The organism is Sodalinema sp. (genome assembly GCF_046483825.1).
In the GTDB taxonomy this organism is placed as follows: Bacteria; Cyanobacteriota; Cyanobacteriia; order Cyanobacteriales; family Geitlerinemataceae; genus Sodalinema.
This window is the reverse complement of the sequence record NZ_JAWOCL010000065.1, coordinates 1-21057: the sequence shown is the minus strand read 5'-3', so window position 1 is coordinate 21057 and position 21057 is coordinate 1. Positions and strand designations below refer to the sequence as shown.

General features: G+C 50.2%; 18 protein-coding genes. 10 read left to right on the top strand and 8 right to left on the bottom strand.

What is annotated here, in order from left to right:
• Nucleotides 1-139: 139 nt before the first annotated feature.
• The gene (locus R6U67_RS04190) at nucleotides 140-667 is read left to right on the top strand and encodes an REP-associated tyrosine transposase (protein WP_170187761.1); all 528 of its coding nucleotides are present in this window, start codon (nucleotides 140-142) and stop codon (nucleotides 665-667) included.
• 7 nt (nucleotides 668-674) lie between these two features.
• Here R6U67_RS04190 and ruvB read toward each other — a convergent pair whose 3' ends face one another.
• A complete protein-coding gene (ruvB, locus tag R6U67_RS04185; RefSeq protein ID WP_410251389.1) occupies nucleotides 675-1790 on the bottom strand; it encodes a Holliday junction branch migration DNA helicase RuvB in 1116 nt (371 codons plus the stop codon).
• 54 nt (nucleotides 1791-1844) lie between these two features.
• On the bottom strand, nucleotides 1845-2882 hold the full coding sequence (locus R6U67_RS04180) for a class I SAM-dependent methyltransferase (RefSeq protein ID WP_410251388.1): 1038 nt from the start codon (nucleotides 2880-2882) through the stop codon (nucleotides 1845-1847).
• A 169-nt stretch (nucleotides 2883-3051) separates the two neighbouring features.
• Here R6U67_RS04180 and R6U67_RS04175 point away from each other — a divergent pair, with 169 nt between their 5' ends.
• The 5 genes from R6U67_RS04175 (at nucleotide 3052) to R6U67_RS04155 (ending at nucleotide 11772) form a co-directional block, all read left to right on the top strand.
• Nucleotides 3052-3996, top strand: coding sequence for an ABC transporter permease (locus R6U67_RS04175; RefSeq protein ID WP_410251387.1), 945 nt, complete (start codon nucleotides 3052-3054; stop codon nucleotides 3994-3996).
• A 74-nt stretch (nucleotides 3997-4070) separates the two neighbouring features.
• Nucleotides 4071-5483, top strand: coding sequence for an ABC transporter ATP-binding protein (locus tag R6U67_RS04170; protein WP_410251391.1), 1413 nt, complete (start codon nucleotides 4071-4073; stop codon nucleotides 5481-5483).
• Between the two features lie 76 nt (nucleotides 5484-5559).
• Entirely contained in the window at nucleotides 5560-6393 is an 834-nt protein-coding gene (locus R6U67_RS04165) for a class I SAM-dependent methyltransferase (protein ID WP_410251390.1), read from the top strand.
• Between the two features lie 20 nt (nucleotides 6394-6413).
• The gene (locus R6U67_RS04160) at nucleotides 6414-10442 is read left to right on the top strand and encodes a glycosyltransferase (protein ID WP_410251386.1); all 4029 of its coding nucleotides are present in this window, start codon (nucleotides 6414-6416) and stop codon (nucleotides 10440-10442) included.
• A gap of 238 nt (nucleotides 10443-10680) precedes the next feature.
• A complete protein-coding gene (locus R6U67_RS04155; RefSeq protein ID WP_410251385.1) occupies nucleotides 10681-11772 on the top strand; it encodes a M23 family metallopeptidase in 1092 nt (363 codons plus the stop codon).
• 479 nt (nucleotides 11773-12251) lie between these two features.
• Here the strand turns inward: R6U67_RS04155 and R6U67_RS04150 are convergent, their stop codons facing one another.
• The 3 genes from R6U67_RS04150 to R6U67_RS04140 all read right to left on the bottom strand — a co-directional run bounded on the left by R6U67_RS04150 (nucleotide 12252) and on the right by R6U67_RS04140 (nucleotide 14959).
• Nucleotides 12252-12914 (bottom strand): Uma2 family endonuclease, encoded by a 663-nt coding sequence (locus R6U67_RS04150; protein WP_410251384.1) that lies wholly within the window; start codon nucleotides 12912-12914, stop codon nucleotides 12252-12254.
• Nucleotides 12915-13260: 346 nt separating this feature from the next.
• On the bottom strand, nucleotides 13261-14169 hold the full coding sequence (locus R6U67_RS04145) for a tetratricopeptide repeat protein (protein ID WP_410251383.1): 909 nt from the start codon (nucleotides 14167-14169) through the stop codon (nucleotides 13261-13263).
• Between the two features lie 49 nt (nucleotides 14170-14218).
• Complete coding sequence (locus tag R6U67_RS04140) at nucleotides 14219-14959, bottom strand: Uma2 family endonuclease (protein WP_410251382.1); 741 nt, start codon at nucleotides 14957-14959, stop codon at nucleotides 14219-14221.
• On the opposite strand from R6U67_RS04140, the gene R6U67_RS04135 reads away from it, so the two are divergent.
• The 4 genes from R6U67_RS04135 to R6U67_RS04120 are packed head-to-tail and all read left to right on the top strand — an operon-like array spanning nucleotide 14943 to nucleotide 18443.
• Nucleotides 14943-16355, top strand: a complete 1413-nt coding sequence (locus tag R6U67_RS04135; protein ID WP_410251381.1) for an aspartate ammonia-lyase — start codon at nucleotides 14943-14945, stop codon at nucleotides 16353-16355. The two genes, R6U67_RS04140 and R6U67_RS04135, sit on opposite strands and share 17 nt — an antisense overlap.
• Before the next feature lie 24 nt (nucleotides 16356-16379).
• Nucleotides 16380-16661: a hypothetical protein gene (locus tag R6U67_RS04130; protein ID WP_410251380.1), complete on the top strand. Its 282-nt coding sequence runs from the start codon at nucleotides 16380-16382 to the stop codon at nucleotides 16659-16661.
• Between the two features lie 7 nt (nucleotides 16662-16668).
• Nucleotides 16669-17853 carry a glycosyltransferase gene (locus tag R6U67_RS04125; RefSeq protein WP_410251379.1) on the top strand — a complete coding sequence of 395 codons (1185 nt, stop codon included), beginning with the start codon at nucleotides 16669-16671 and terminating at the stop codon, nucleotides 17851-17853.
• Nucleotides 17854-17885: 32 nt separating this feature from the next.
• Nucleotides 17886-18443, top strand: a complete 558-nt coding sequence (locus tag R6U67_RS04120) for a Uma2 family endonuclease (protein WP_410251378.1) — start codon at nucleotides 17886-17888, stop codon at nucleotides 18441-18443.
• A 129-nt stretch (nucleotides 18444-18572) separates the two neighbouring features.
• On the opposite strand, the gene R6U67_RS04115 is transcribed toward R6U67_RS04120, so the two are convergent.
• The 3 genes from R6U67_RS04115 to R6U67_RS04105 all read right to left on the bottom strand — a co-directional run.
• Nucleotides 18573-19325, bottom strand: coding sequence for a class I SAM-dependent methyltransferase (locus R6U67_RS04115; RefSeq protein ID WP_410251377.1), 753 nt, complete (start codon nucleotides 19323-19325; stop codon nucleotides 18573-18575).
• 423 nt (nucleotides 19326-19748) lie between these two features.
• A complete protein-coding gene (locus tag R6U67_RS04110; RefSeq protein WP_410251376.1) occupies nucleotides 19749-20204 on the bottom strand; it encodes a matrixin family metalloprotease in 456 nt (151 codons plus the stop codon).
• A 439-nt stretch (nucleotides 20205-20643) separates the two neighbouring features.
• Nucleotides 20644-21057: PilN domain-containing protein (locus R6U67_RS04105; protein WP_410251375.1), on the bottom strand; the 414-nt coding region annotated here is incomplete at its 5' end.

The window sequence follows — 21057 nt, the reverse complement described above, 5'->3', positions numbered from 1 at the left end:
AGTCCGTGTCACGGCAGAGCCATGACACGAGGAGACACGAGGAGACGAGGAGACAGGAGACAGGGGAGAGGACGAGGGGGTGGCATGGTGGGGGGATGGGGGATAAAATGGATCGGCGTAACTTTGCCGTCAAGCTAAAATGGGACGTTCTCGCTACCGTGTCCTGGAAGATTCTCCTCACTTTCTTACCTGTACAGTGGTCAACTGGCTACCCCTGTTTAGTCAACCCCAACTCGTCCAGATTGTTCTCGATTCTTTGCAATTTCTCCAGGACAAACAGCGCCTCACGCTTCATGCTTATGTCATCATGGAAAATCATCTTCATCTGATTGCTTCATCTGAGAACTTGCCAAAGGCAATTCAAACATTTAAGTCGTTTACCGCTCGTGAAATTATTGATACCTTAATTGAAGGGAAAAGTTACTGGTTGAATCATTTAAAACGAGGTAAAAGTCCCCAACGGTATAATCAGGATTATCAACTTTGGCAAGAGGGATATCATCCTCAAGTGATTCAAAGTCACCAAGTTTTGCTGCAAAAACTTGAGTATATTCACACCAACCCTGTGCGGCGAGGCTATGTTGATAACCCCAGTCACTGGCGTTATTCGAGCGATCGCATCTACCAAGGACAACCGGGACTATTGACGATTGAAATACTGAGTTAATTGAAACTTAAAACAACGGTAATTGTCGTTTCGGCGGCTCGTAACCCAGATGCGTCCAAGCCGCTGGACTGGCCATTCGTCCCCGTGGGGTGCGGGTGAGATAGCCAATTTGCATCAAATAGGGTTCATACACTTCCTCAATGGTTTGGGCATCTTCTCCCGTTGTGGCGGCTAGGGTTTCTAAGCCCACAGGACCCCCATTAAACTGCTCAATGGTAACGGTTAATAAACGGCGATCGGTCCAATCTAAGCCCATCGGATCCACTTCAAATAACTCTAACGCGGCTTTGGCAATCTCTTCAGTAATGGTTCCTGACGCTTTCACTTGGGCGTAGTCCCGAACTCGTTTTAACAAACGGTTGACAATGCGAGGGGTTCCTCGGGAACGACGGGCAATTTCTAAGGCCCCATTGTCGGTTAAGGGAGTGTCTAATAATTTGGCGGTGCGTTGGACAATTTGGCTGAGTTCTTCGGGTTCGTAGAATCGTAATCGTTGTACTAGGCCAAAGCGATCGCGCAGCGGAGAGGTTAAGGCGCCAACGCGGGTAGTGGCCCCGACGAGGGTAAATGGCTGTAAGTCAATGCTGCGGGTGCGGGCGGTTTTGCCTTTGCCGATGGTAATATCGAGGCGATAGTCTTCCATGGCCGGGTAGAGTAATTCCTCGGTCATGGGACTGAGACGGTGGATTTCATCGATAAACAGCACATCCCCCGGTTTCAGGTTCACCAGTAAGCCGACGATGTCCCGGGGACGTTCTAAGGAGGGGGCGGTGGTGATTTTGCAGCCAACTCCCATTTCGGCGGCGAGGATTAAGGCCATGGTGGTTTTTCCCAACCCCGGCGGCCCGTACAGCAACAGATGATCTAAGGCTTCTTGACGAGATTGGGCGGCGAGAATGGCAATGTGGAGAACTTCTTTGAGTTCCGATTGGCCGATGTAATCGCTTAATTGTTGGGGGCGGATTTTTTCGTCGGCCTGGATTTGGGTTTTGGCGTTTTCCCTGGGTTGCGTCTCGCCCCGGCTGTATTCGGCGACATCCTCGGCGGTGGTTTCGGGCTGTAGCAGGGGATTGCGATGATCGCCTGCTGGGGAGGAATTCGACTGAGAGGAAATGATAGCCATGGACGATCGCCGTCAATCACAAGAAGGTCTTAGTCCTAGGGTAAAGGTCGGGGGCTACTTGCGGCAAATGGCGGCGACACTGGTATAAAACTGAGTTCCGTTGACGGTAACGGGATGGATTTGTAGGAGTTCTACCTCAGAAAAATACTCTAAAAGCAGTTTCTGAAAACTGCTGGGGTTGAAAAAGTTGACATGGGTGGCTTCCAAAAGATGCCAGGGAACCACCTGTTGCGGGAAACAGAGGGGAATCGCATCGATATTGGGAACGGTAAACACCGCCTGTTCGCGGCTGACTCGGGCCAGTTCCTCTAACACCTGGCGGTAGTTGGGGATATGTTCGATGACTTCGATACTGACGACGGTGGCGAATTGTCCATCGTCGTAGGGAAGGGGAAAACTCCCGTCATAGAGGGTGACGCAATCGGCGATGTCGGGCCGTAACTGCTGGCGAATGGCGGGGCGATCGATTTCAATCCCGTAAGCCTGGCGATCGCGCGATCGCAACGCCGCCAGTAACGCCCCCATCCCACAGCCAAAATCCAAAATTGGGGTCGGTCGTGGCTCAACTAATGCCATAACCACCTCAGACACGACCGGGGAGGGCTGTCCTTCGCCATAAATATGCTGACGCCCCAAAACCTGGTCACAGCTCAGCAAGCCCTCATAGGCGGGGGCTGTGAGGGTGAGAGATCCCTGGGCTTGCCAGAGGCGATCGCCGGCGATGCTAAGCTGAATCTCGCGGAGGGTCTGGTTATAGGGAAGTTGATACTCAAAGGTAATCCCAGAAAATGCCACATCTGTGTGGGGCGAGACATCCGGGCGATAGGTGCGATACTGATTGAGCAGCGGTAGGCTGACTCCATCCACGGAAAGCTCTGGAACCACCACCTGGTCGCGTGTCCAGCCCAAGACTTGCACCCGGCCCGACGGATCAATCTGACAAGTTTCCCAATAGCCCCAATTTTGGGGACGATGCAAGGGATGGGAACCTAATCCCAAGGGAACCGCGTCTGAAATGGGAGACTCGAACCCCGTTGGGTTGGAACTCGGCCGGCGGAACCACTGAAGCAGCTTAGAAAACCGGGACATCATAGGATAAACAGTCTTGATGGGCTAGCCAACAGAGGCGATCGCGAAGCCTGTCGGAACCGCAATCGCCCCCCACTATATCAAGGTTCGGCGATCGCACGGCGGATCGTTTTCCCTAGAAAATCCCGACAAAGTGCTTTAAAATCTGATCCCGAATCCCCCCCATTGAGCGATGAACGCCCGGACAACACACGAGTCTCGGCGCGATCGCCCCCAGAAATCGAGTACAGTTGTCGTCAGACCCTTCGTGAGGAAAAAACGGTTGCGCGGTACGATCCCCTCTTCTAACAGCAAAGTTACCTCCTTGCGGCATTATGTCCAAGAGGCCCGTTGGGGGTTCAAACTTGAACTCCTCAAAACCCTAGTTCAACGAGAACTCGAATCCCGTTACAAAGGCTCGGTTTTGGGGAATCTCTGGCCACTACTGACGCAACTGAGTCAACTCCTCATCTACACCTACGTCTTCTCGATTGTTCTCAAAGTTCGCCTAGAACTCTCGGGGGTTCCCGCCAACAACTTCGTCTATGGATTGTGGCTGTTCGCCGGCCTTCTCCCCTGGTTCGCCTTCACCAATGGCCTCTCTCAAGCGGCCTCAGCCGTCGTCTCACAAACGAATCTGGTCAAAAAAGTCGTCTTCCCCCTCAGTCTACTGCCCCTGGTTCCCGTTTGCGCCGCCTTTGTCGAAAGTACCCTAGGCTTAATGATCCTGGTTATCTTCGTGGCCATCTTCACCCAGCAGTTCCATACCACCTTACTGCTGATGCCTCTGTTCTGTCTGCCCCAACTCCTCCTCACCTCGGGGTTAGGCTACTTCGCCGCCGCCTTAACGGTGTTTTTGCGGGATATTCCCCAAACCCTGAATGTGGTGTTAAACCTCTGGTTCTACCTCACCCCCATTGTCTATCCCGTGAGTAGCATTCCCGAAGAAATCCAGGGTTGGATTTTTTGGCTGAATCCCTTGGCGGCGTTGGCCGAAGTCTATCGAGATGCCATTATTGTGGGACAGATCCAACATTGGGGCGAATGGGCGATCGCCGGAGTCGTTGCCTCGATTGTCTTTTTGGGGGGATTATGGTCGTACCGTAAACTACGGCCGGGATTTGCTGATGTCTTGTAAGGGATGTCAGTCTCTCCTCTATGGTTGTCTCTCCTCACACCGCTCACCCTCGAACTGACAGTCTAATGGCTTCAATGGACGATCTGGCTATTTCCGTTCACAATGTCTCAAAATGTTTTCGGCGATATCAACATCCGACTGATCGCTTGAAAGAACTCCTATTTCCCAGTCAAAAGCAATATGCGGAGTTTTGGGCCTTACGGAATGTCAGTCTGGATGTCCCCAAGGGACAAACTCTCGGGATTGTGGGACGCAATGGTTCGGGGAAAAGTACCCTTCTCCAGATTATTGTGGGGACGTTAATGCCCACATCGGGGAGTTTACAGGTCAATGGCCGCATTTCGGCCCTGTTGGAACTCGGAAGCGGCTTTAATCCGGAGTTTACCGGCCGCCAAAATGTCTTTTTTAGTGGTCAACTGTTGGGATTAACCAAACCCGAGATTGAAGACCGCTTTGATGATATCGCGAGCTTTGCCGATATTGGTGATTTTATTGATCAACCGGCGAAAACCTACTCCAGTGGGATGTTTGTCCGCTTGGCCTTTGCGGTGGCCACCAGTGTCGAACCCGATATTTTAGTCGTGGATGAAGCCCTAGCGGTGGGAGATGAGGCCTTCCAACGTCGCTGTTTTTCCCGGATTGCGGCCTTGCAATCCCAGGGAAGTACCACCCTATTTGTCTCTCACTCAGCCAGTAAGGTGGTGGAGTTGTGCGATCGCGCCCTCTTACTGGACCATGGAGAAGCCCTCTTAGCCCATGAACCCAAATTTACCATTGACCGCTATCATAAGCTGATTTACGCCCCCCCAGAGCGGCTAGAGAGCTTCCGCGAGGAGATCCGCAATACCCCCGATTTACCGCCAGATCGCCCTCAACCCTCCACTCCTGACCCCTCCCCCACAGTCCAGGGGGACGAAACCCCCTCACTGTTGGATGAGGATTTTTATGATCCGAACTTGGTTCCTAAAAACACCATTTCCTATATTCCTCGGGGGGCGAAAATCCTCACGCCTCATATTGAAACCCCTGATGGCCGGACGGTGAATCACATCACAGGCCGCAAGGACTATGTGTATACCTACCAGGTGACGTTCTATAAAACCGCCTATCGCGTTCGCTTTGGGATGTTGGTGAAAACCGTGAGTGGCCTCGAACTCGGGGGAGCCTCTTTTACGGCGGCCAGTCAGGAGATTGAACGAGTCGATCCCAATACGACGATTGAGGTTCGCTTTGACTTCCGCTGTTTGCTCAATCCAGGGGCCTATTTCCTCAATGCTGGGGTGTCGGGAACCGTGGATGGCCAGTTTACCTATTTGGCCCGAGGGATTGATATCGCTATGTTCCGGGTTCGCCCCGAAAGTGACTCCTTCGCCAGTGGGATTGTGGATTTATTGGTCGATCCTCATTTAAATTTAGTGACCGATGAGTCGGTTTCTCGCCCCGGTGAGGCGTTCCCAAGCGACTCGGCCAGGGTAGAATCACTGTAGCAGCGCGATCGCCGTCTAGCCCTCTAGGGCGATCGTCGGGTTTATCCCCTACTCCCCTGATGTGACAGTGAATGCTATGACCGATGATGCGATCGCCCAACGCCAGCAGGAGATCATCCAACAGTATGGCCCCTGGACGAACCACAATCTCCGCCTCGGAGATCATCTCTATACGATGTCCGACGAGACCTGTTCTGGGGCGGAAGTCAAAGTCCGCCGCGTCTTACAGGCGGTTCGGGATTTCTGTGGTGAGGACTTGTCTCGATTGCGAGTCTTGGATTTAGCCTGTTTGGAAGGCCTCTATGGCTTGGAATTAGCCCTCCATGGGGCGACGGTGGTGGGATTAGAAGGACGGGAAAGTAATCTGGCTAAGGCCCGCTTTAGTCAGGAGGTGCTGCAACTCGATACCATCGAGTTTGTCTGTGATGATGTACGCAATCTCAGTCGGGAACGCTATGGCAGCTTCGATGTGGTACTCTGTATCGGGATTTTCTATCATCTCAACGCCCCGGATCTGTTTGAGTTCGCTCAGCACATTGCTCATGTATCGAGTCGGTTAGCCCTGTTTGACACCCATGTTAGTTCAACGGCTGAACAGGCCTATGAGTATCGGGGACAGACCTATTGGGGACGATCCTATACGGAGGATCATACGGCCTGGGGGTCGATTGGGAATGAGGAAAGTGCTTGGCTCACTCGCCCCTCCCTTTATAATCTGTTGGCGGATGTGGGCTTTGATTCAGTCTATGAATGTCATCAGCCGATGGTTCCGAAGTATGAACAGATGCGTGATGCGGGCCAGGCCGATCGCAGTACCTTCTTAGCCCTGCATAATCCTCCGCATCCGCTCAAAACCACGGATTTACTGCGGAATCAACCCCGCGATCGCTACGGCGATGTTCCTCAATAAGCTCTCAATTCCTCTGACTCATGTTCCAACCCCTGATTATTACGGGAATGCACCGTTCGGGAACCTCTCTTGTCGCATCACTGATTCAAGCGGCTGGGGTTCGTTTGGGCGATCGCTTTGTTGAGGCGGATTCCCATAATGCACCAGGCTATTTTGAGGATGAGGCCTTTGTGCAGTTCCAACGTTGGCTGTTACAGTCGATTACGCCCGAGCATGAGGAGGGATGGCATGATTGGGGTTGGACGGTGAGTGATCCCATCCATCGTCAGGATTTAACGGCTTTTGAAGGGAAGGCCAGACAACTGATTCAGGAGCGGTTACATCTCAATCAACCTTGGGGTTGGAAAGACCCTCGTACCAGTTTACTCCTCGATTTTTGGTATCGTCAGCTTCCTGAGGCCAAGTTTGTCTTCGTCTATCGCAATCCTTGGGATGTGGCCGATTCGATTCGCCGTCTCCAAGCCCCGATTTTTGAGGAACATCCCGATTGGCTGCTGCCCATTTGGGCCTATTATAATCGCCATCTTTGGGATTTTTATCGTCGTCACGGCGATCGCTGTCTCCTGATTCACACCAATGCAGTTTTAGCCCAGCCACAGCGGTTTAGTCAGTTATTGCGGGATAAACTCCAGATTCCCTTAGACACGGATCTCACGCCGGAACGGGTGGCTGAGATTTATCAACCGCATCTCTTCCATACTCTCGATGTTCATCATCCCTTCGCTGAAAGTGTCCGTCAACGGGCTTCTCGCTATCTCCTCTGGCTGGCGGAGTTGAATCATCTGGCGGATTTACCCCAATCTCAGCCCCAGAACGCCGACAGTGGCCCCAATCTCAGCCCCAGTCTCCCTCTGAGTCTCTCTCGCCAACTCCCTAACCTCGATTCAGCCCCCCGCTCCCTCGATATCCCGGCGGTAACGGTGGTGATTCCGGTCTTTAATCAAGGGGAATTTCTCTTGGAGGCGGTGGCGAGTGTACAAGGCTGTCAAGAACCGGTGTATGAGATTGTTATTGTTAATGATGCGTCAACGGAACCGTTAACGTTAAAGGTCTTAGAGTATCTACGACAAAAAGGCTTTACGGTTGTCGATCATTTTCAGAATCAAGGGTTGGCTGAGGCCCGAAATACGGGATTTCAACAGGCTCAAGGACGCTATATTTTGCCGCTCGATGCGGACAATAAGATTCGCCCCGATTATATTACGAAATCTATCGAAGTCCTTGACAAAAACCCCGATATCGGAGTGGTTTACGGAGATGCTGAATATATTGGCGATAAACAGGGCGTTTGGCAGGTTCCTCCTTTTGATGTTAACCGCTTAGCGGTGGGCAATTATATTGATGCTTGTGCCGTGGTTCGGAAACGCCTTTGGGAAGAGTGTGGCGGCTATGACCCCCATATTCCTGATAAAATGGGCTATGAAGATTGGGATTTATGGTTAACGGCGGCGGGGCGAGGCTGGCAGTTTTATCACTTAGATGATGTCTTGTTTGAGTATCGCTTTCGCCGGGAGTCGATGGTGAGTCGCTGCAATATCCCGGAAAATCGGGAGCGGTTGATGCACTATCTCTGTGCTAAACATCTGGATTTGTATGTTACTAATTTTCCGAGTATTTTTGCCAAGAAAGATAGTGAGTTATTAGCAGAACGGCTACAAGTTGAGACCCTAAAACAGCAGGTTGAGATGTTAGTTGCGGAGCGCGATCGCGCCCAAGACAATGTCCTCCATTATCAGACGGAACTGCACCAGACTAACTTAGAGTTGCAACAGATGCAGTCGCAGCTATTCCCCACCCAGGCGGAGTTAGAGGCGAGAACTCAGGAACGCAATGACTTACGCCAGGAAACAGAAGCGTTACATCATAAACTCTTTGATGCACTCCAAAAGAAGGAGGCGTTAGCGGTTGAGTTAGATGCCGTTAAAGGGGATTTAAAGGCAGTTGAGAAATATGGAGAGGACCGATTTGAGGCGGTTCAAGAACAACTCAAATCAGCTCATCAGCAAATCCAATCAGATCATAAGCAAATTAAAGCGGCTTATGAGCAAGTTCAATCGGTGCATGAACATTATTGTCGGGAATTTCTGAACTTACAACAACAGTTACAGGGCGAGCGATCGCAATTTCAAGCGGTACAAGGTAATCTAGAACTTAATTTGGCTGCCCATAAGGACATCATCGCCGCCCATCAAGCGACGATTGCGGCGATGGAAGCCACCAAGTTCTGGAAATTACGCATTCTTTGGTTCAAATTCAAAACCCCTCTCTTACGCTTACTCAAGCGAACTCCTGAGGTTCCTCCCGCCCCAGCCACGCCTTCTCCTTATCCCGAACCCAGTCCCGATATCTACCGGATGTGGCTGAGTCAAAACAGTCCTCGTCCGGGGGATTTGTTGCGTTTACAGCGGCAGATTCAACAGTTTGACTATCAACCCACCATTAGCGTGGTGATGCCGGTTTATAATACCCCAGCGGACTATCTCGAACAGGCGATCGAATCTGTTTTGGCACAGATTTATCCCCATTGGCAACTCTGCATCGCCGATGATGCGTCACCGCAACCCCATGTCCGCAGCACATTGGAAAACTATCGCCAACAAGATGAGCGGATTCAAGTCGTCTATCGGTCCGAAAATGGGCATATTTCCCAGGCCTCTAATAGTGCTTTAGAAATCGCGACGGGGGACTTTATTGCCCTCATGGACCATGATGACCTCATGACCCCTGATGCTTTGTTTGAGGTGGTTCAAGCCCTCAACGATTGTCCCGAAACGGATATGCTATATTCCGACGAGGACAAAGTCGATGAACACAACGACCTCAAAGACCCCTTTTTCAAACCCGATTGGTGTCCCGACTCCTTCCTGTCTCGGATGTACACCTGTCATTTAGGGGTCTATCGTCGTCGTATCATCGAAGAGATTGGCGGCTTCCGCACCGGCTTTGAAGGCGCTCAAGACTACGATCTCGTGTTACGCTTTACCGAGAAGAGCGATCGCATCGTCCATATCCCCAAAATTCTCTATCACTGGCGGTCTCACCCCGAATCCACCGCCAGCCGTCTCGCCAGCAAATCCTACGCCACCACCGCCGCCGCCAAGGCCCTCACCGAAGCCCTCCAACGTCGCGGCGAACCGGGAATTGTCACCCCAACCGCCACGGGCCATTGGATTCCCCGCTACGACATCCGCAAACCGGGGAAAGTCAGTATCATCATTCCCACCAAAGACCTCGCCAGTACCCTAAACACCTGTCTGACCTCAATTTTCCGCCTCACCACCTATCCTGATTATGAGGTGATTATCGTCGATAACGGTAGTGTCCAACGACAAACCCAACGTCTATTCAAAACCTGGGCCAAACGAGAACCCCAACGCTTCCGCGTCGAACCCCTCGATATTCCCTTTAACTATCCCAAACTCAACAATTTCGCCGTCTCCAAAGCTGAAGGAGACTATCTGCTGTTCCTCAACAACGACACAGAAATCAGCCAAGGAGATTGGTTAACCGCCCTGGTGGAACAGGGTCAACGCCCATCTATCGGGGCCGTTGGGGCGACCCTCCTCTATCCCGACAACACCATCCAACACGCTGGCGTTGTTTTAGGGATTGGCGGAGTGGCCGGCCATAGCCATAAATTCTATCCCAAAGATGCGATCGGCTACTTCGCCCAACTGCAAACCGTCAACAACTATTCCGCCGTCACCGCCGCCTGTCTTCTCTGTCGCCGGGAGGTATTCGAGGCCATCGGCGGTTTTGAAGAATCCCTCAGCGTCGCCTTCAACGATGTGGACTTCTGTTTGAAGATGATAGAAAAAGGCTATCGCAATGTCTGTTTACCCCATGTCCGTCTCTATCACTACGAATCCAAAAGTCGCGGCCAAGAAAACACCCCCGAAAAGCAACTCCGCTTTAAGCAGGAAATTGACTATATGAAACACCGCTGGGGCGACTATTTAGAGGATGACCCCTGTTACAATCCCCACCTCAGCCGCGAACGGGAAGACTACAGCCTCACCCTCACCCCATCCCCGGTCCCCGTCCTCTAGGGAACCCAAACCCACCTCAAAAAGTCTCGGGATAGTGAATGGTGAACCCTGAATAGTGGTATAGCGGTGGCAATTCCGCAAAAGATTCCACAAAAGGACAACCACAAAGGCAAATCCCAAACTTGTTTCTGCCTTCCATTGGAGGCAAGGGGTGGATTCTCCCCCTATTGCTAGCTTGCCTATTGCCTTCTTCCCCCTGTTCCGGTGTTCCCTGTTCCCTGTTCCCTCCTCCCCCCCTATGCTTTCCCGACGAATTCTCCTCTTTAGTCTCTCCCTCCTCACCAGTATTCTGGTCACCACCGCCTGTCAAACCAATAGTCAAACCAGCGACTCCCCTCAGTCGAGTCAGCCAGGGGACAAGGCCGCCTATGAGGTGGTCACATCTCCCAACCCTGACTGGGTTCAATTTACCCCGCCGATTGATTGCAGCCTAGGCGAAGACTGTTTCACCCTTCTCTACGTTGACCGAGACCCCAGTGACAACGCCCAAGACTTCGCCTGTGGCCGGCAAACCTATGATGGCCACAAGGGGACAGATTTTGCGATTCCCAACGAAGTCGCGATGAACGAGGGAGTGGCCGTCATCGCCGCTGCTGATGGAACGGTCTTACGCTTGCGGGATGCTGAACCCGACCGCCGCCTGAGAACCGCCGCAGATATCGCCGCCGTTGAGGAACAAGGCCGCGAATGTGGCAATGGCCTAGTCATGGACCATGGCGACGGCTGGGAAACTCAATATTGTCATCTCAAGCAAGACAGTATTGTTGTCGAACCTGGCCAGCAGGTGACCCAGGGCGAGACCTTGGGGTTAGTGGGCCTTTCGGGAAAAACAACTTTTCCCCATGTCCATATTACGGTTCGTTATCAAGGGGAGGTTATCGACCCCTTTGTGGGCGTAACCGATGAGACGGGGTGCAATTTAGAACGTCGTCCCCTCTGGGAAACCCCCCTCGGGTATGAACCCACGGGCATTTTAAGTGCTGGTTTTGCGGCTGAAGACCTCTCCCTAGACCGTCTCTGGCGGGGCGATTTCACGGATGTTACGCTCTCTCAAGACATTCCCTTAATCTATTTCTGGGTGCATGGCTATGGGATTTTAGAAGGGGATGTGGAACATTTCCGACTCCTCGACCCTGAGGGTACGGTGATTACGGACTATGAACAAACCGCAGACCAATCGAATCTGAATTGGTACAACGGTGTGGGAAAACGCAACACGGCCCAGCGGCCAATTTTGCCGGGAACTTGGCGTGGGGAATATGAATTACGTCGGAATGGTGAGGTGATTGTGTCTCTCGAACGGGAGATTGAGGTGCAGGCGGTCCGTTAGCCACGTCCTGGGAAGACGGGCCAGGGGTCTTCCTCAGAGAAAAACCCAGAGAAAAAAATAAGCCCGAAATTGGTTCGGGCTGAGCATAACAAGCCTGTTGGTTAAACGTTTTCAAAAAACTGGCTCTTTATTGAAGACAGAGCCGATTTAAATGGCCGCCCGCTAAACTCTGGGGCGGATTGATGAGGCCGCCTATTATATGGGTGGCAACCGGTATTGAACCTTCACTCGTCATTAGACCAGTGAAATGTGAAGATTGTATTTAGAAATATCTCTGAAATTTGTCTAAAATCGCCTGAAACTCTTGTCCAGACTGGATTTTAGCGACATTACGTAACTTAATAATATGTTACAATGTAAAGAAATGGTAAAAATGTGACGGCAAGAACTGGGGAACAAGCCATCCTCGTGGTTCGTCGGGGAGAGACTGACTCACGGTGATGACTGATCAGAGGCTTGGGGGAGATTGGGGAATGATGTTAGAGGTCATCGGGATTTACGCCAAGTTCCCGTAAGCGTTGGGCCAGGCGATCGGCTTTGGCTGCGATCGCATCTCGTTCAGCCTGAATTTCCTGCAAACTCTGAAAACGTGACCCATCGGGGCGATAGAGGGTTAATCCCTCCTCAGTCCAATCGAAGCGAATCCCCAAGCGAGGACTCACCCAGTCGGACATCTCCTCAATTACATTTAGACCCCGTTCCCCTCGTTGTAACCCACTTAAGTCATTGTGATCCGGGTCGTAGATGTAATACTCTTCGACCCCAAACTCGTCGTAAAACTGCTGTTTTTGGGCCATCTCTTTGAGGGTGTTTCCGGGAGAGAGGATTTCAAAGACCACTTGCGGCGGGATATTGTCTTCTTCCCATTGTTTATAGGACCCGCGATCGCCCTTCGGTCGTCCAAACACCACCATAGCATCAGGGGCGCGACGGATGCGATTATTTACCTCAATGGGATACCAGAGTAAGTCCCCAGCCACGAACACATCCGGGTCATTGGCGAAAATTAGGTCCAAGTTCTCCTTGATAATGACAATCCAGCGAAACTGAAGGGTATTGTCGGCCATGGGCTGTCCGTCGCTGTCGGGGTAATGGATGGTTTGTTGGTTTGGGGTCGTCGGCGGCTGGGTTTGGGAAATCATGGCGTTTTCTCCGACTTCAAGGAACGGCGATTGACGTCAAAACTTATGATTGACGGTAGTTCGATAAAATGGATGATTGAGTTTTGTTTCTGTTTATCTTTGGGAATACTTGTATTATGGCTATGTTTAGTATATCCCAAAAACATCAAATTTGTGGGGGTTTCACGAAGGATTCTCCCAAATCATAATGGGTCTTCTGGATCTACGGTGGGATTTGTGACATAACATACAAAATTGTAGGGGCGAAAAATCCCCTCCTGGGAGGGGTAGGGGTGGGTTATGCCCCTACAGTAACGGGTGTAATCTGCCATAAATTTTCCTTATCACCCTAAACCCAGAAGACCCATCATAATCGCCGCGATCGCCCCTTATCAATCCCTTCTAAACCTCGTACATTTCGCCGCACAAATTGCATCAAGCGATGGAAGTCCGACCGTTTCCAGAGCGGTTTTAATTCCAGGTCATCCATCGCTAGGGGAACATAAATTTCTGGGGCTAACTCCACCGCCTTCTGTAAAGACAGCATCGCGCCATCTAAATCCTCATCCAAGACCGCACAACAGGCTTGATTGTACCAACTATAGGTATCTTCAGGTTCTAGGTCTAAACAGGCATCATATTGGGCGATCGCCGAGCGATAATCTCCCTGAAGACGATATAGATCTGCCAACTTATAGCGGGCATCAAAATCATCGGGTTCTGTTTTTAACGCCTCTCGATAGGCAATTTCTGATTCTTCAAATTGCCCTAAATGCCGTAAACAATCCCCTTTGCGGAACCAACTCCAAAAATCACTGGGTCGATTATCTAACGCTTCCTCATAACAGGACAAAGCGGCGCGATATTTTTGTAGGTAGCGTAGGGCATCGCCGCGACGAAACCAAGCCCAGTAATCATGGGGACGCAAGCGCAAAGCTTTATCAAAACTGGCGATCGCCTGCTCAAATTCCCCCATCTCTTCTGACAAAATAATGCCCCGATTGTACCAAGTCCAATAGTCTTTAGGACGTTCATTCAGAGCCTTATCAAAACTCTCAATGGCTCGTTCAAATTCCCCCAATTCCACTAATGTATTGGCACGATGATAGAGCGCCCAGTAGTCATGAGGACGAGCGAGAATCGCTCTGTCAAAGCAGGCTAACGCGGCGGTATAATGTCCTCGATTAAAAAATCGCTTGCCCTCCTTATAGCAAAGCCAATAATTTTCCCAACGGGCTTCTAAATAGGGTGTTAATCGGCTGTCATCTAAGGTCATTGTTATCGTAATTCATGCAAATGGTCTTCCCTAGAAAATAACTAGGGATTTAGCCTAAAAAAACTTGAGTTGCTGTTAAATCTAGGTCAGAAAGACTCAGAGATTCAATGGGAGTATCCCCAGAAAATGTCCCCATTTCTTCATAAGTCCCTTCTCGTAACACCAAAACTAAAACCGTTTCAGCGTCCGGGTCAATCAGCCAATATTCTGGAATGCCACAACTTTGATATTGAAAGCGTTTGGCGACATAATCTCGCTGTCGTTGAACCTCTCCTGGACTGACCACTTCAACCACCAATAACGGCGGATTCATCGACAAACGAACCGTGTTGCGTCGGGCCAGTTGTTCGATATGGTCTTCCCGCAGAATCGTCAAATCAGGATAGCGATTTCTCGGTTCTCCCTGGACTTCAATCTCTAACCCTTGGCCGCGGACTCGATCAATTCCAACTAAACCGGCAAAGTGGAGGAGGAGACGGTTGGCAATTTGAACATTTACACCAGATTCGGGGGGCATCTTAACTAATTGACCGTTATACAACTCATAAAAGCCTTCTAGGGACTCACTATAAACGAGATAGTCTTCAAAACTCTCAAATAATCGGGGTTGAACCTGTACCATTGATCTGACTCCAGAGACGGTGAACATCCAGTTGGGTCGGCCGATGCTTCCATTATCGCCGTTGCGATCGCCCAGCAACATGGCAAAATAATCCCAAGCCCCTAAAAACGCAAGCCGAACACAAGCCCAACGCAAGCCCAAATCAAGCCAGATGACAGAGTATCGCATCGAAACCGACTCCATGGGCGATCGCCAGATCCCCGCCAACGCCTACTATGGGATTCAGACCCTCAGGGCGATCGAAAACTTCCCCATTAGCGGACATCGGCCTCTCCCGGCCTACATCGAGGCCTGTGTTCTCATCAAAAAGGCCACCGCCACCGCCAACCGGGAACTCGACTGCATCCCCGCCGAGATCTCCGAAGCCATCATCACCGCCGCCGATGAAGTTCTGGCCGGACAATTGCGGGATCAGTTTGTCGTCGATATTTACCAAGCCGGGGCCGGAACCTCCCACCACATGAACGTTAACGAAGTTCTCGCCAATCGGGCCTTAGAACATCTGGGAGAGGAAAAAGGCAATTACAGTAAAGTTAGCCCCAACGACCATGTCAACTATGGTCAGTCTACCAACGATGTCATCCCCACCGCCATCCGTATCGCCGGACTCCTAGCCCTACATCGTCAGTTTTTCCCCGCCTTGGAGGCCACCGTCGCCACCCTCAACCGCAAAGCCGAGGAATGTCAAGATGTGGTGAAATCCGGGCGAACCCATATGCAGGATGCGGTTCCGGTACGCCTCGGGGAAGATTTTCGGGCCTGGGCCGTGATTCTCAATGACCATTTACGGCGCATCCGTTACGCCAGCGAAGACTTACATAGCTTAGGATTGGGGGGAAGCGCCTCGGGAACCGGACTCAACACCCATCCTCGCTATCGCTTCCGTTGCGCCGAACTCCTGGGAGAGTATATCAGCCAACCCCTAGAAAGCGCCCCCCATCTGATGGCCGCCATGCAGAGTTTATCTCCCTTCGTGGCCGTATCCGGGAGTTTACGCAATCTGGCCCAGGATTTAGTGAAAATCTCCCATGACTTGCGCCTCATGGATTCTGGCCCCAAAACTGGCTTGAAAGAGATTCAACTTCCTCCAGTTCAGCCGGGTTCCTCGATTATGCCAGGGAAATATAACCCCGTGATGGCGGAAATGACCTCGATGGTGTGTTTTCAGGTGATGGGATTGGATCAGGCGATCGCCCTATGCGCCCAAGCCGGACAATTAGAGTTAAATGTCATGATGCCCCTGGTGGCCTATGACTTGATTCATAGTATCGAGATTCTGGGGAACACCCTCGACGCCCTCAATCGTCGTTGTCTGGCAGGCATCATCGCCAACCGCGATCGCTGTCTGGGCTATGCTGAAGGCAGTCTCGCCCTTGTCACCGCCCTCAACCCCCACATTGGCTATCTCAACGCCGCCGCGATCGCCAAAGAGTCCCTCGATACCGGCAAATCCCTGCGGGAATTAGTGTTAGAAAAGGAATTAATGCCCGAAGCCAAGTTAGCGGAGGTGTTGGACTTAGAGAAAATGAGTCAACTTCCTCCGAGTCTTGATGAACTCCCTTAACCTTGTTGTTCACCTAGATCAGCCATGCAAAGTCAATATAGCGAAACTCAACTAACCTTCCATTACGAAAACGGCGGCGAGGAATCCTTTAGCGTTCCTCTAACCGCGCAACAAGTCTATCAACAACTACAACTGGCCATCGAGTCACCGCTTCTGACCTTCCATCTTTATGATCGTAGCGTCACCATCCGCTTCGATCGCGTCCTGAAAGTGGAAATCTTCCCGGCCTTCCCCGAAGTTCAGGGCGATGGCGTGTTTTCCGAGGCCCAAGTGGTGACGGCCATGCGTCGCGCCACCCGTCGGTGAACCCCCTATGCGCTTAATTGTCGAAGGTTGGCGGTTTATTTCCCAATCCTACGCCGTCGTTAACCAGTTCCAACTCCTGGAACTCCTCAATCGCCCGGATGTGCAACTGTACCATCGGGAAATGCCCTATTTGCAGGATTGGCAAGCCGCCACGGGACTGCTATCTCCCGCAGAGGAAGCCCAGTTACGGACGATTCCCGAACCGCCAGACTCCCTGCAAAGTGAAGCCGTCTTGCGGATGCAAATGCCCTTCGACTTTTCCCCGTCGAACCATTCTCGCCATTTGGTGGTGTTTGGTTTGACGGAATATGGCAAAGTCCATAATGCCATGGTCCAATGTATGGGGGTGTCCGATTTTGGCCGGGTTCATCGCCAGAGTGAAGCCACCATTCTCACCTCCTCAAATTGGTCCCGCCAGGGGTTTATTCAGAGTGGCGCCGATGCTAACCGCATTCGGGTGGTTCCCCTGGGGGTGAATCCTCGCGTTTGTCATCCCCTCCCTGGGGAGGAACGGCAAGCGTTACGTCGTCGTTTGGGGATTGAGGATCAGTTTATCTTCCTCAATGTCAGTTCTCAACATCCCCGCAAAGGGATTCGTCCGTTACTCAAAGCCTTTGCCCAAGTGGTTCAGCGTCACCCCCAGGCGCGGTTGGTTTTGAAGGGAACGACGGGGTTATATGGGTCGCAAAAGTATATTCAATCGGCGTTAGATGAGGTGTTAACGCCCCAGGAACGCGATCGCGTTTTAGCCAATTTAGCCTACATCGGACAAGACTTATCTTTTGCTGAAGTGGTCCAACTCTATCAAGCGGCAGATGCCTATATTTCGCCCTATTTAGCCGAGGGATTTAATTTACCGGTTTTGGAGGCGATCGCCTGTGGAACTCCCGTCATTTGCACGGCTGGCGGTCCCACCGATGATTTTACGCAATCCTCCTTTGCAATCCGAGTGACCGCTGAACAAATTTGGCAAGAAATTTGTGGTGAACAACGACTCCTCTTTAACCCCGATATTGAGTCCCTAATTGCCGCTATGGAACGAGTTATCAATGACCGAGATTTCCGAGAAAATGCCAATCATTTGGGGTCTCAGTTTGTTCAGAAAAACTATACTTGGAGTAAAACCGTTGACCATTTAGTGAATGTGCTTTGGTCATCGATGGATCACTTTGCGGATGTTGTTCCTGTATAAATTCTAACAAAGCTAACTTTCAAGGAGTTACCATGGTTGAAACGATCCAAAAATCTCTAAGCTTAACGGACTTTCTAGAACGTCCTGAAACCAAGCCCGCCTCGGAATATATCAACGGTAAAATCTCACAAAAGCCCATGCCTCAAGGCGAACATAGTCGTTTACAGTATAAACTGTGCCTTGCCATTAATGCTGTGACTGAACCCGCAAAAATTGCCCTAGCCTTCCCAGAATTGCGCTGTACATTTGCAGACCGTTCTCTTGTGCCTGATATTGCTGTATTCCGCTGGCAACGCATCCCAAAAACCGACAGCGGACGAATTGCCAACCGGTTTAACACCTATCCCGATTGGATGATTGAAATCCTCTCGCCTCAGCAAAGTACAACCCAGGTGTTAAACAAATTATTACAGGCTTGCCAACAGGGAACTCAGCTTGGCTGGTTGATTAACCCAGAAGAAGCAACGGTTCTAGTGATTAGCGAGAATCAACGCCTTGATGTCTTTAGCCAAGATGATCAACTGCCAGTTTTAGAAGGAATTGATTTGTCTGTAACAGTTGGTAATATCTTAGAGTGGTTAACCATTTAGGGAGTTAAACCTAATCGAAAAAATGGTATTAAATTAATTTTCCTGGTCATTCAAAGTCATTCAAATCAAATTTATATCTAAAAAATAGGCAGAGTTTGGGTGTTCAGAATCTAGGCGTATGTCCCCCTTCTATTGCCAATTTCTGGCAATATAGACCCCATAACCAATGTAAGACTTATAGGTCTCGTAGAGGTCAATTTCTCGTTGTTCAGCCGCGACGATCGCGCGTGCTTCGTCGCTATTCTCATGTCGAGTCAGGAACTCCTCAAATCGAGCCTGCATGGGTCGGTAATACTCATTCAACCAACACTGTTCTGGTAACACGAAGTACCCGACTGGCGAAAATCCCTGTTTTTCTAAACTCTTGATCTTCGCCGAAGCGACATCGATTTCGGGATACTCACTATCCCAGTGCTTCTGGAGTTCTCTGGGTCGCGAATCGGTCAACCATGTGATCTCGGAAGCCACGAACAGACCCCCCGGCTTCAGAAAACGTCGCCACTCGGCTATCCCCTTTTCAAATCCAATGTTGTAAATTGCCCCTTCGGACCAGATGACATCAAGTTCCTCGTCCGCAAAAGGTAGGTCCTCCATGGATCGAGCAAGGGGCGATATCTTATGGGCGACCCCTGCCCTGTTAGCCCTTTGTGCGAGTACATCCAGAAAATCTTGAAGGAAATCTACCGCCGTCACCTGGGCATTTAAGAGTTGAGCTAGAACGATGGTGGATGCACCAGTACCGCAGCCAATATCCGCAATTTTCAGTGGGGCCGCTCGGTCAATCCGGGCTAGATTGAGAGCTAGTTCTGTTTCCGCATTGCCACCTGGTCCTTGGCGATCGCCGCCTTTGTGTAAATCGATTAACAGTTGATAATTAGCCATGACGTTAGTCCTTATTATTTTGAGAGGTGCATGATAGGTTAAACATGAATTAGCAAACTAACTATCTTAGATTTGACCAAGATTTAATTGACTATAAAATCCTAATTCCCTCATTTTAAAATCTTTTAAAACCATGATACTCAGCATTTTGATATCAGATTTAGTATGATTCATCTTATGAAGGATTCGGGCAGATTTACGTTTTACAAGTTTAGTAATGTATCGTCCCTAACGTAATGGCTACGCCCGATCATAGCGGTCTAACACCGTCAACTGCTGATACTTTTAGGTAAGGTTATAGTGAATTCTATAGTCATCGAAGATTCTCTTAAGACACTCTGAATTGAGAAAGAATCCCCCACCTGTTGCATCCGGCCATCTTTTCCCTCGTTTTTTATCCTATTTAAACCAATTTCTGCTATCTCACAACTTATATTGCCGAATTGCACGATTCATAACATTAATTTGTTCAGCATGGAACGAGGGTGGCATCATACTGTGAATTGTATAATCTAATCCATCATGCATCACATCAGTAGGCAAAGCCGAATGATCGAGTCCCAAAGTATGTCCAATTTCATGAGCGATCGTATTAGCAATTAAGTTGGATAGCTGCCTAACATCCAGACCGATTCGATCAGATGCTTCATAGACTCGATCAAGGTGAATAATTGCACGATTTGTAACCATTCCCAGTTTGAAACTAGCAGCACCGAGATAGTTTATAGATTGTACGGATTCATGTCCAGTACATACATAAATATGAGTAAATGTATTTCCCCACTTTTGGTTCTCTGGTTGCTCAGAGGTTAAAAATAACTTAACACCTCTAAAGGCCCCGAACACTTTGGAAAAAGCATCGACTATCACTTCAGCCATGATACCTCGATGATGCAAAGGAAAACTAATGCCACTTAGATCGACCCAAACACAATGGCGGTTGTTATTATTCTCATGCTCGGATTGACTTAATGCTCCTCCGCAGGTTGGGCAAAACTCCCAACCCAGTCGGATGTTCGCTCGGCATTTCCCACACCTAAGTTTTGGAGGTCTGCTTAGATCTAGACGTTCCCAAATTCGACTTTTTAGTTTTCGATTGGGTCGGGTCAAGTCTAGGCGATCATATAGAGACATTGACTCACAAAAGGACTAGATATAATCAATGTATAGAATCAAAAAAGGGGACAACAACGTCTAAGTCTAGCTTTTTCAAGACTTAGACGTTGTTGCCGGGGTTAACTAGGAGTACGCTTTCACTAAATCTCCTAATCCCTCTATCTTAAAACCATTCCCCATCGCTGCCATTTTCCTCCCCTTTCTAATTCAGTTTGAATCCGATTTTGAACATATCTTTGCCGTACCGTTTTCTTATGGAAGAGACAAAAGAGACATCCCTGAACAGGGATGATTGTTCAAGTTCCGTAAGAATATTGGAGGCGGAATCCGCATAACCGGCTATTTCCAGCCCTTTATCAGAGTATTCGAAGTCTGAAATCCACGCACTCTCCGGAACGGTGAGGGTCAGCTCTTTTAAGACAGCCGTCACCGATGTGCCGCCGGCACTGAACCGGTTCAGCTGCCGGATCTTTTCATTGATCAGCGCTGTCTGTTTGACTGTTTTTTCAAGTTCGGCAACTTCCCGGGAGACCGCTTCAAGTTTTGAATCGTATATGTTCGACTGTATATAATTTTTTAAAATCGTGCTGCCCGCCCATGCCATGCCGGTGAGGAC

What these genes read in the sequence shown, in the direction of transcription:
- R6U67_RS04190 (WP_170187761.1), top strand. Translation starts at nt 140, where the DNA reads ATGGGACGTTCTCGCTACCGTGTCCTGGAAGATTCTCCTCACTTTCTT.
- ruvB (WP_410251389.1), bottom strand. Translation starts at nt 1,790, where the DNA reads ATGGCTATCATTTCCTCTCAGTCGAATTCCTCCCCAGCAGGCGATCAT.
- R6U67_RS04180 (WP_410251388.1), bottom strand. Translation starts at nt 2,882, where the DNA reads ATGATGTCCCGGTTTTCTAAGCTGCTTCAGTGGTTCCGCCGGCCGAGT.
- R6U67_RS04175 (WP_410251387.1), top strand. Translation starts at nt 3,052, where the DNA reads ATGAACGCCCGGACAACACACGAGTCTCGGCGCGATCGCCCCCAGAAA.
- R6U67_RS04170 (WP_410251391.1), top strand. Translation starts at nt 4,071, where the DNA reads ATGGACGATCTGGCTATTTCCGTTCACAATGTCTCAAAATGTTTTCGG.
- R6U67_RS04165 (WP_410251390.1), top strand. Translation starts at nt 5,560, where the DNA reads ATGACCGATGATGCGATCGCCCAACGCCAGCAGGAGATCATCCAACAG.
- R6U67_RS04160 (WP_410251386.1), top strand. Translation starts at nt 6,414, where the DNA reads ATGTTCCAACCCCTGATTATTACGGGAATGCACCGTTCGGGAACCTCT.
- R6U67_RS04155 (WP_410251385.1), top strand. Translation starts at nt 10,681, where the DNA reads ATGCTTTCCCGACGAATTCTCCTCTTTAGTCTCTCCCTCCTCACCAGT.
- R6U67_RS04150 (WP_410251384.1), bottom strand. Translation starts at nt 12,914, where the DNA reads ATGATTTCCCAAACCCAGCCGCCGACGACCCCAAACCAACAAACCATC.
- R6U67_RS04145 (WP_410251383.1), bottom strand. Translation starts at nt 14,169, where the DNA reads ATGACCTTAGATGACAGCCGATTAACACCCTATTTAGAAGCCCGTTGG.
- R6U67_RS04135 (WP_410251381.1), top strand. Translation starts at nt 14,943, where the DNA reads ATGACAGAGTATCGCATCGAAACCGACTCCATGGGCGATCGCCAGATC.
- R6U67_RS04140 (WP_410251382.1), bottom strand. Translation starts at nt 14,959, where the DNA reads ATGCGATACTCTGTCATCTGGCTTGATTTGGGCTTGCGTTGGGCTTGT.
- R6U67_RS04130 (WP_410251380.1), top strand. Translation starts at nt 16,380, where the DNA reads ATGCAAAGTCAATATAGCGAAACTCAACTAACCTTCCATTACGAAAAC.
- R6U67_RS04125 (WP_410251379.1), top strand. Translation starts at nt 16,669, where the DNA reads ATGCGCTTAATTGTCGAAGGTTGGCGGTTTATTTCCCAATCCTACGCC.
- R6U67_RS04120 (WP_410251378.1), top strand. Translation starts at nt 17,886, where the DNA reads ATGGTTGAAACGATCCAAAAATCTCTAAGCTTAACGGACTTTCTAGAA.
- R6U67_RS04115 (WP_410251377.1), bottom strand. Translation starts at nt 19,325, where the DNA reads ATGGCTAATTATCAACTGTTAATCGATTTACACAAAGGCGGCGATCGC.
- R6U67_RS04110 (WP_410251376.1), bottom strand. Translation starts at nt 20,204, where the DNA reads ATGGCTGAAGTGATAGTCGATGCTTTTTCCAAAGTGTTCGGGGCCTTT.